Source organism: Henriciella sp., from assembly GCF_049649345.1.
GTDB lineage: Bacteria > Pseudomonadota > Alphaproteobacteria > Caulobacterales > Hyphomonadaceae > Henriciella.
The window spans coordinates 1-7,775 of the sequence record NZ_JBARZC010000345.1; the positions used below are offsets into that span (position 1 = coordinate 1).

10 protein-coding genes, 1 tRNA gene and 1 pseudogene are annotated in these 7,775 nt (G+C 60.0%); 6 read left to right on the forward strand and 6 right to left on the reverse strand.

The annotated features are described in order from the left end of the window. A pseudogene (locus WA989_RS09405) lies at positions 1–257 on the forward strand (hypothetical protein); the annotation flags it as partial. Here the strand turns inward: WA989_RS09405 and WA989_RS09410 are convergent. Together WA989_RS09410 and WA989_RS09415 are read right to left on the reverse strand one after the other, a co-directional pair. Next, on the reverse strand, positions 254–775 hold the full coding sequence (locus WA989_RS09410; RefSeq protein WP_424340243.1) for a hypothetical protein: 522 nt from the start codon (positions 773–775) through the stop codon (positions 254–256). The pseudogene WA989_RS09405 and the gene WA989_RS09410 sit on opposite strands and share 4 nt — an antisense overlap. A 49-nt stretch (positions 776–824) precedes the next feature. Then, positions 825–1,076, reverse strand: coding sequence for a DUF2312 domain-containing protein (locus WA989_RS09415; RefSeq protein WP_424340244.1), 252 nt, complete (start codon positions 1,074–1,076; stop codon positions 825–827). 156 nt (positions 1,077–1,232) lie between these two features. Between WA989_RS09415 and msrB the strand changes: the two genes are divergently transcribed. Continuing rightward, a complete protein-coding gene (gene msrB / locus WA989_RS09420) occupies positions 1,233–1,763 on the forward strand; it encodes a peptide-methionine (R)-S-oxide reductase MsrB (RefSeq protein ID WP_424340245.1) in 531 nt (176 codons plus the stop codon). Between the two features lie 9 nt (positions 1,764–1,772). On the opposite strand, the gene WA989_RS09425 is transcribed toward msrB, so the two are convergent. From WA989_RS09425 to WA989_RS09435, 3 genes are all read right to left on the reverse strand, one after another. Then, on the reverse strand, positions 1,773–2,324 hold the full coding sequence (locus WA989_RS09425) for a hypothetical protein (protein WP_424340246.1): 552 nt from the start codon (positions 2,322–2,324) through the stop codon (positions 1,773–1,775). 48 nt (positions 2,325–2,372) lie between these two features. Further along, entirely contained in the window at positions 2,373–2,831 is a 459-nt protein-coding gene (locus WA989_RS09430; protein ID WP_424340247.1) for an MmcB family DNA repair protein, read from the reverse strand. A gap of 118 nt (positions 2,832–2,949) precedes the next feature. After that, a complete protein-coding gene (locus WA989_RS09435) occupies positions 2,950–3,732 on the reverse strand; it encodes a Bax inhibitor-1/YccA family protein (RefSeq protein ID WP_424340248.1) in 783 nt (260 codons plus the stop codon). A gap of 142 nt (positions 3,733–3,874) precedes the next feature. Between WA989_RS09435 and WA989_RS09440 the strand changes: the two genes are divergently transcribed. The 4 genes from WA989_RS09440 (at position 3,875) to WA989_RS09455 (ending at position 7,437) form a co-directional block, all read left to right on the forward strand. Next, a complete protein-coding gene (locus WA989_RS09440) occupies positions 3,875–4,927 on the forward strand; it encodes an aldo/keto reductase (protein ID WP_424340249.1) in 1,053 nt (350 codons plus the stop codon). Between the two features lie 103 nt (positions 4,928–5,030). Continuing rightward, a complete protein-coding gene (locus WA989_RS09445; protein WP_424340250.1) occupies positions 5,031–5,363 on the forward strand; it encodes a DUF2853 family protein in 333 nt (110 codons plus the stop codon). A 100-nt stretch (positions 5,364–5,463) separates the two neighbouring features. Next, complete coding sequence (gene thpR, locus WA989_RS09450) at positions 5,464–6,000, forward strand: RNA 2',3'-cyclic phosphodiesterase (protein ID WP_424340251.1); 537 nt, start codon at positions 5,464–5,466, stop codon at positions 5,998–6,000. Positions 6,001–6,156: 156 nt separating this feature from the next. Beyond that, a complete protein-coding gene (locus WA989_RS09455; protein WP_424340252.1) occupies positions 6,157–7,437 on the forward strand; it encodes an MFS transporter in 1,281 nt (426 codons plus the stop codon). A gap of 97 nt (positions 7,438–7,534) precedes the next feature. Here the strand turns inward: WA989_RS09455 and WA989_RS09460 are convergent. Continuing rightward, positions 7,535–7,610: transfer RNA gene (locus WA989_RS09460), tRNA-Thr, on the reverse strand. Between the last annotated feature and the right edge of the window lie 165 nt (positions 7,611–7,775).

Sequence of the window (7,775 nt, forward strand, 5' to 3'; positions counted from 1 at the left end):
GCTTTGACCGGATCATATTCACGACTTATCGAACCGCCCTGTCAGATGCTGAGATACTGGCGTTCACAGATGCACACGAGTTATTTGCGCTTACGGTGCCTGTCGGCTGGCTTCTGGGCAAGGATAGCGAGCTTCTGCAGTCCAATATCCCTGTTTTCACGCACACGGTGAATCGGGCGGATATCTCCGATGCGTTGAAAGCGGCAGGTGTTTCCGGGGTCTACACAGATTACCTGTATCCCTCACAAGCCAACTAGGATGGGTCGAGCCCGCCTTTGATGATGCGAAGTGAAGGGCGCTTCTTTGAGGGGTTCTTGCGGGACGGGCCTTGTTGCGGGGGCGCTCCCTTTCCAGACGTTTCGGAGCCTGCCAGTTCACTCGCCTTAATCAGTCCAAGTTCGGGTTTTTCTGGCCGGGGCGGTGGCGCTTCGTCTTCGATATCCTCATCGAGCTGGCGCACGCGCGGCGTGTAGGCGGGCTTCTTCTTCGAGCCGAGCGGTTTGCGCGTCTTGAAGCTGCTGCCCTTTCCGCGAGCCTTCTTGTCGATTTCCTTCAACTTGCGCGTCTGCAGCGCCGACATCGGTTCTTCGAGATTGCCTTTTTCAGGATCAGCGAAAGCAGAGCCAAACGTCTCGATCCGCTCTTCGACCTCTTCAAGGAATTCCTTTTCCCAGTCCGACAGGGGCGGGCCCTCGCCGCGCGCAGCGAGATCGGCAGCCTTGCGAAGCTTGCGCAGGGCCTTTCTTTTCTTCTTCTCGTCAATCTCGCGTGGCATGAGCCCAAATTAGGCGGATTTGGCCGGGCTGCCAAACCCCGCGCCTGGATCAGACCTCGCCGAGCGCGATCAGATAGGTTTCGAGGACGGCTTCGGCCTCTTCGCGTTCCTGGCGGTCTTGCTTGCGGATGCGGACGACCTGGCGCAGCGCCTTGACGTCATAGCCCATGGATTTGGCTTCGGCGAAGACATCCTTGATCTGGTCGGCGACTTCTTTCTTTTCTTCTTCAAGACGCTCGATGCGCTCAATCGTAAGCCGCAGCTTCTCCTTGGCGGCTTCTGTCAGCTTTCCATCATCCATGGGGCATTGCTCCGGTTAACCTTGTCGACGCCCGGCGTTCTAGTGGCTCTCTGCCGGTCTGGCGAGCCCCGAATGCAGACTATGCGCCATGGAACCTCACCTTTTCCACACGCATTTGTGAGTCGAAGCCGCAGCGACAGGACCTACATTAGCCCCATGACCCAGACACGACCCTTTTTCAATCGCCGCAGACTGTTGCTCGGAGGCGCCGCCGGCGCCCTTGTTGCCGCCTGCTCGAATGGCCGCACGACAGCCGAAACCTCAAGCGAGGCTGAAGGCGACTATGCAGGCACGGACTGGCGCACCCTCAGCGAGGATGAGTGGCGCGAGCGCCTCTCGCCGGCCGCCTTTGCCGTACTGCGTGAGGAGGACACCGAACGCGCCTTCACCTCACCGCTAAACGAGGAAAAGCGCGACGGCACCTTCCATTGCGCCGGCTGCGACCTCGCCCTGTTCAAGTCCGAGTGGAAGTATGAAAGCGGCACAGGCTGGCCGAGCTTCTGGGAGGTCATCGACGGCGCTGTCGGCACCAAACCGGACAACAAACTCTGGATGGAGCGGACCGAGTATCACTGCGCGCGCTGCCTCGGCCATCAGGGGCACGTCTTCAAGGACGGCCCTGAGCCGACTGGCCTGCGCTATTGCAACAATGGCGTCGCCCTGACCTTCAAGCCGGCCAGCGACTAGGTCCGGACGCTAGCCTCCAAACGTGGTGCCGTCGCCTTCCTCGTCGGTGAGCATCGTGTTGGGATTGTTTGGATCCTTGTGCTCATAGCCGCGCTGGTCGGGGCTGACGAACAAATCCATCTGGCGCGGATCGACATGTTTCTTGCGCTTGCGGGAGGGCCGTGTGCGGCCATGGCGGAAATAGAGATCGTCGGTGTGGTCGAGCTCTTCGGGCTTTTGCTTGGCTTTCGGCTTTGACGTCTTGGGCTTTGGCTCTGGTTCTGGCTTAGCGGCGGCCTTTTTCTTTGCAGGCGTTTTTCCAAGTTTCCAGTAGGTGACGGCAAGGACGGGTTTGGCGTCGGCGTCTTCATAAATCTGGATGAAGCCTTTCGCTTCGCCGGCCTCGGCCTGCCTGATCAGGGCGGGCACATCCGTGCTTGGCGGTTTCAGCCATTCGGTTTCGAGCGCCAGGATAGGCGTGTCGCCTGCCAGCTCCTCAGCCTGATAGCGCGTGCGGGCGGCTAGATCGCCGCCTTTCAGCGCGTCTTCGGCAGTTTTCGCAAGCGGATAGGCAAGGCTCATGAGGGTTCAGCTAGGGAGTCTTTGAAGCGGCGTCCAGTTGGGCACGCATCAAGAGGTGGTGAGGAGATCGGCTGCGACAGGCTCGGCGCCGAAATTGAGGCGGTTGGCGGCAAGCCGGGCGAAGCGCAGCGTTACGGCCTTGCGGCGGGCCGGTGCGATGGGCGTCTTCTCGGGATTGCGCAGGACGGCGCCGCCAAACCCGTCGGCAACGATCAGGCCGGTCTCATCGGGAATCAACGCCTTCGGAAAGCCATGGCCGACCGCGAAATAGAAATAGTCACAGAAGGGGCGGTAGTCCGGCCACTTTCCGTCCGAGCGGAAATCCGCGACCGAACTTTTCACCTCGACGATGGTGATCTCGCCATTGGGGCCGACCGCGGCGATGTCGGCGCGCCGGCCATTGGCGAGCGTCATTTCGGTGACACCGGCAAGGTTCATGTCCGCGAAAAGGCGCAGGACACCGCGGCAGATATCGCTCGCACACGGGTTGAGGTGATCATCAGCCATCACCGCCTCCACATATCAGTTCTTGATTTGTTCGAAGGTGTCTGCAGGCGCGGCGGGAGTCAAGAAAAAAGCCCCGGACGCGGTGTCCGGGGCTTTCTCTGATTGGTTGCCTGTCTGGCTAGTCGCGCGAGGCGAGCATCATCAGGACGAAGCGGAACATGTTCACGAACATGATAAAGAAGTTCAGCGCGCCCCAGTTCGTCATCACAGCAAGGCTGCGACCGTCACCAGCGAGGCTGTAATAGCCTTCTTTCAGCTCCTGGGTCTGCCAGGCAACGAGGACAGCCGAGAGCAGCGCAAAGCCACCCGAGATCAGCCATTCCATGCCGGAAGACGGCTCCATGATGCCGAGCATCGGCAAGAACATGTAGATCACGGAGACCGCAAAGAGCGCCCAGATCGCCATGATGGCAAAGCTGCCAATGGCCGACAGGTCACGCTTGGTCGTATAGCCCCAGAGCGACAGGGCGCCAAAGGCGGACGCTGTGATGAAGAAGGCTTTCGCGATCGTCATATAGTTCAGCGATTGCGAGATGCCGCCGGCTGTCTGCGTGCTGATATTGTTCGACGCCATGTAGAAATAGACGCCAAGACCGAGGCCCACAAAGGTCACGATGGCCCAGTACAGGACTGCAGACCCGGTCGGCGACGGGTTCTTCATGAAGAACATCGAGCCGAAGATCAGGGCGATGGGCGCGAAGGCCACAACATAGTAGAGCGGTGTGCCGAAGATCAGCTGTGTCAGCGGATCCCAGGTGCCTGCGGCGAAGGCGAGCACGCCTGAAAGCGCGATGCCCCAGGTCAGCTTCGTATAGACGCCGAGCATGAAGGTGCGGAGGCCCGCATCAATGCTCGCATCCATAGTCCTGCCGCGGGCGACAGATGAATTGAAGTCGTTCATTTATCCCTCTTTCGAAAGGCCGGCATAAGAGTATGCCGATTGGCGATAATATGGGTGAAATACCCCGTCACTTCAAGGAAAACCGGTTGCCCCGAGCAGTGGGATCAATTTTATTTGGCACCTGAACCGATAGGATTTTCTTATGCATGACGAAAAACGCCACCTGGGGACGACCGAAGTAGAAGTGACCGCCTGCTGTTTAGGGACGATGACGTGGGGCGAGCAGAACACTGAAGAGGAAGGCCACGCCCAGATGGATTATGCTGCAGAGCGCGGCATCAACTTCTTCGACACCGCCGAAATGTATGCTGTCCCGCCCCGGGCTGAAACGCAGGGCCGGACAGAGGAAATCATCGGAACCTGGTTCAAGAAGACCGGCAAGCGCAAGCAGATCATCCTCGCTTCAAAGGTGACGGGCCGCTCGAAGATGACGTGGACGCGCGACGGCAATGTAAAGATGACCCGCCAGACAAAGGAACAGATCGATGAGGCCGTCGAGAAGAGCCTGAAACGGCTGAAGACCGACTATATCGATCTCTACCAGCTACACTGGCCCGACCGGCCGGCCGCGACCTTTGGAACGCGCCTGAAAGCGGAACATTATGACATCGAATATGAGGCCTTCGAGACCATCCTTGGCCATCTCGATGCGCATGTCAGGGCGGGCCGCATCCGCTATATCGGCCTGTCGAACGAGACATCCTATGGCGTGATGCGCTTCATTGCCGAGAGCCACAAGCACGGCCTGCCACGCATCCAGTCGATCCAGAATGCCTACAATCTCGTCAACCGGACGTTCGAGGGCGATCTTGAGGAATGCTGCATGCGCGAGGGGGTGAGCCTGCTGGCCTATTCGCCGCTCGCGCAGGGCTATCTCACCGGGAAATATCGCGGGGGCGCGCTGCCCAAAGGCTCTCGCAAACAGCTTTTCGACCGGCTGCAGCGCTATGAAAAGCCACCGGCAGAGGCCGCCATAAATGGCTATTTGGGTCTCGCCGCGAAATACGGCGTCGATCCGGCCCAGTTTGCGCTCCGCTTCTGCGATACGCGCCCTTTCATGGGCTCCACGATCATCGGCGCGACAAGTCTAGACCAGTTGAAGACGTGTATTGACGCCTTTGAACTACCCTGGACTGAAGACATGGAGGCGGATGTAAATGCGCTTCACTTGCGACAACCGTCGCCTTGCCCATGAGTCATAAAGCAGTGTTTGACTTTCTGAATTTCTGATAGCAGCATGCCGAAGCTGTCGTTACGGCAACAGCGGGAAGTAAAGACACCGGAAGGGGATACTTACAATGGCAGACGCATCAGCGTACGCTGACAACATAAAAAAGTACGCAAAGGGATATAACCAGAAGGCCGCAGAAAAGATCGTAGGCCATTTGGGGATCGCCCTGCGCAATCGCGACTCGTCGCTTGTCTCATGTTCAGATGAGGGAGAGCTTCAACGTGTGCGTGAGAAGTTCTGCCGCGGCAAGCTGGGCCTCGCCCAGTCGAACGGAGACATTGACGGCGCAATCGGCAAGATTTGCGAAAAACTGAAACCAGAAGGCTCCAACAAGTCGCGCGTGACCTTCTATTATCTGCTGGCCGAGCATTTCGGCAAACTGGACGAGCTCGCAGGCTAGTCTCACCGATCGGTAGATGTATGTTTGGAGACGCCCGGTCAGGCTGGCCGGGCGTCTTCAATTGGGGCCACAGACTTTTCACCCTCCCCGGAAAAGGACGATGATCAGACTATTCGCAGGCCTTCCCGTCCCGGAGGACGTTATCGACCGGCTGGAGCCGCTGCAGACCGGCCTTGATGGCGCGCGCTGGCGCGAGCGGCACCATTTCCACATCACCCTCGGCTACTTTGGCGATGTGCACGAGCCAGAGGCCGAAGAACTGGATGCGGCGATCGGGGACATTCCGGCGCGCCAGTTCGACCTGGAGATCGAGGGCGTCGGCTGGTTCGGGCGCAAGGAGCCGGGGCTTGCCTATGCGACGGTGAAACGTTCACCCGCGCTCGAGGCGCTGGCCCAAGCGGTGCGCAAGACGGCGACGCGGCTCGGCATCGCGCCGGACGCCAAACCGTTCAGGCCGCACATCACGCTCGCCTATCTCAACAATGTGCCGCTGGAACCCGTCAGGGCCTGGTCAGAGCGCTGGCAGGTCTTCCACGCCGGGCCTTGGACGGCCGACCGGTTCCATCTCTATGAGAGCATCGGGCTGGATGGGAAGAAGAGTGTTTATGACGCGGTGGCCGAGTATCCGCTCGGGTGAGGACTGCGAAATCGCCGCTCAGACGCAGCTGGCTTTGCACAAAGTGTTCGCAGTTGCAGCAATCAGACCGATAAAGCCGCAAGACCGGGTGATCAGGCCATCGAGATATGCGCAGATGCAGCGGTAAATCCACCCCTTCAGCGACTGTCCAGCTCCATGATCAGAACGATCTCAGCCATTGGTTCGCTCCTGCTCGCGACCGCTATCCTGTACGCGGGAAACGGGCTGCAGGGCACGCTTCTCGCTGTTCGGGGTGATCTGGAAGGCTTTCCGACGGCCGTCATCGGCGCGCTGACCTCTGCCTATTTTGCGGGATTTATCCTGGGGTGCCGGTTTGTGCCGAAGACCATCAAGACGGTCGGCCATATCCGGACCTTCGTCGCGCTTGCCTCTGTCGCTTCGTCGAGCGCGCTGGCGCATGTCATGTTCGTCGATGCCACCGCCTGGGCGGTGCTGCGCTTCATAACGGGGTTCAGCTTTGCGGGCCTCACCATGGTGCTCGAAAGCTGGATCAATGAGCGCGCGACGAATGAAAATCGCGGCAAGATCCTGTCGGTCTACCGGATTGTCGATCTGGGCGCGGTAACGATCGGCAATGCGCTGCTCGCAACGGCGTCCCCGTCAGGCTTCTACCTGTTCGTGCTCGTCTCGATCCTGATCTCGATCGCGCTTGTCCCGATCGCCTTGACCCAGGTTCACTCGCCCGCCCCCCTGGAAACCGCAAAGCTCGACATCCGCAAGCTCTACAAGACATCGCCTGTCGGCGCGGTCGGGGCTGCGGCGACCGGGCTTGCCAATGCGGCCTTCTGGGGCGTTGCGCCAGTCTTCGTCCAGAAATCCGGATATGCGCCAGCCATGGTGGCGGCGTTCATGAGTACGGCGATCATCGGGGCAGGGGTGTTCCAGTTCCCGATGGGCGCGCTGTCAGACCGGATCGACCGGCGCTTTGTCATTATCGGAAGTTCGCTTCTGGGGGCGGGCGCGGCGCTTCTGGTCGCGATGCTGGCAGGGACATCACAGACAGCGCTGCTCGGGCTGGCCTTCCTGTTCGGGGGTCTGATCATTCCGACATTCGGAATCTGCGCCGCCCATGCCAACGACCATGCCGCACCGGGACAGGCAGTGGCGACGAGCGGCGGCCTGCTACTCCTGCACGGGCTCGGCTCGACGGTCGGCGCCATGGCGGGGGCGGTTGCGATGTCTGTGTTCCACCCGGCCGCGCTCTTTGTATATATCGCAATGGTCTATTTCGGCCTGGCCGGTTTCGCCTTCGTGCGGATGAACGCCCGCGCCGCTGCCGCCATCAAGCGGCCCTATATCCCGATGGTCAAAAGCCCGTTGACGCGCGTCTACAACAAGCTCGTTAATCCGGACCGCAAGGCCGGCTCGTCCGGCGAGGTCGACGGCAAGGATGCAGCGAACACATCGCAGCCTTGAGCGCGATTCATGTGAGGTGCGAAGCGAGGAGACGGGGTCTAAACCTGAGGCCCCTGCCGGGGTTCATCTTTTTTGCCGCAGGCGAACTGCAGATGAATGGTGCCGCCTAGGTGACTTGAACACCTGACCCCCGCATTACGAATGCGATGCTCTACCAGCTGAGCTAAGGCGGCTATGCCATTGGAGGCGCCTCAATACAGTTTGAAGGGCGCCCTCGCAAGCCCGGTTTTCACACCGGCACTGTTCAATCCTCATCCTCGCTGCGGACATAATCGACAGGCTGCGAGGCGAGCACGCGGGCCTTGTCCGGTATGGCGGCGTTTTCGCCGGCGCCAGAG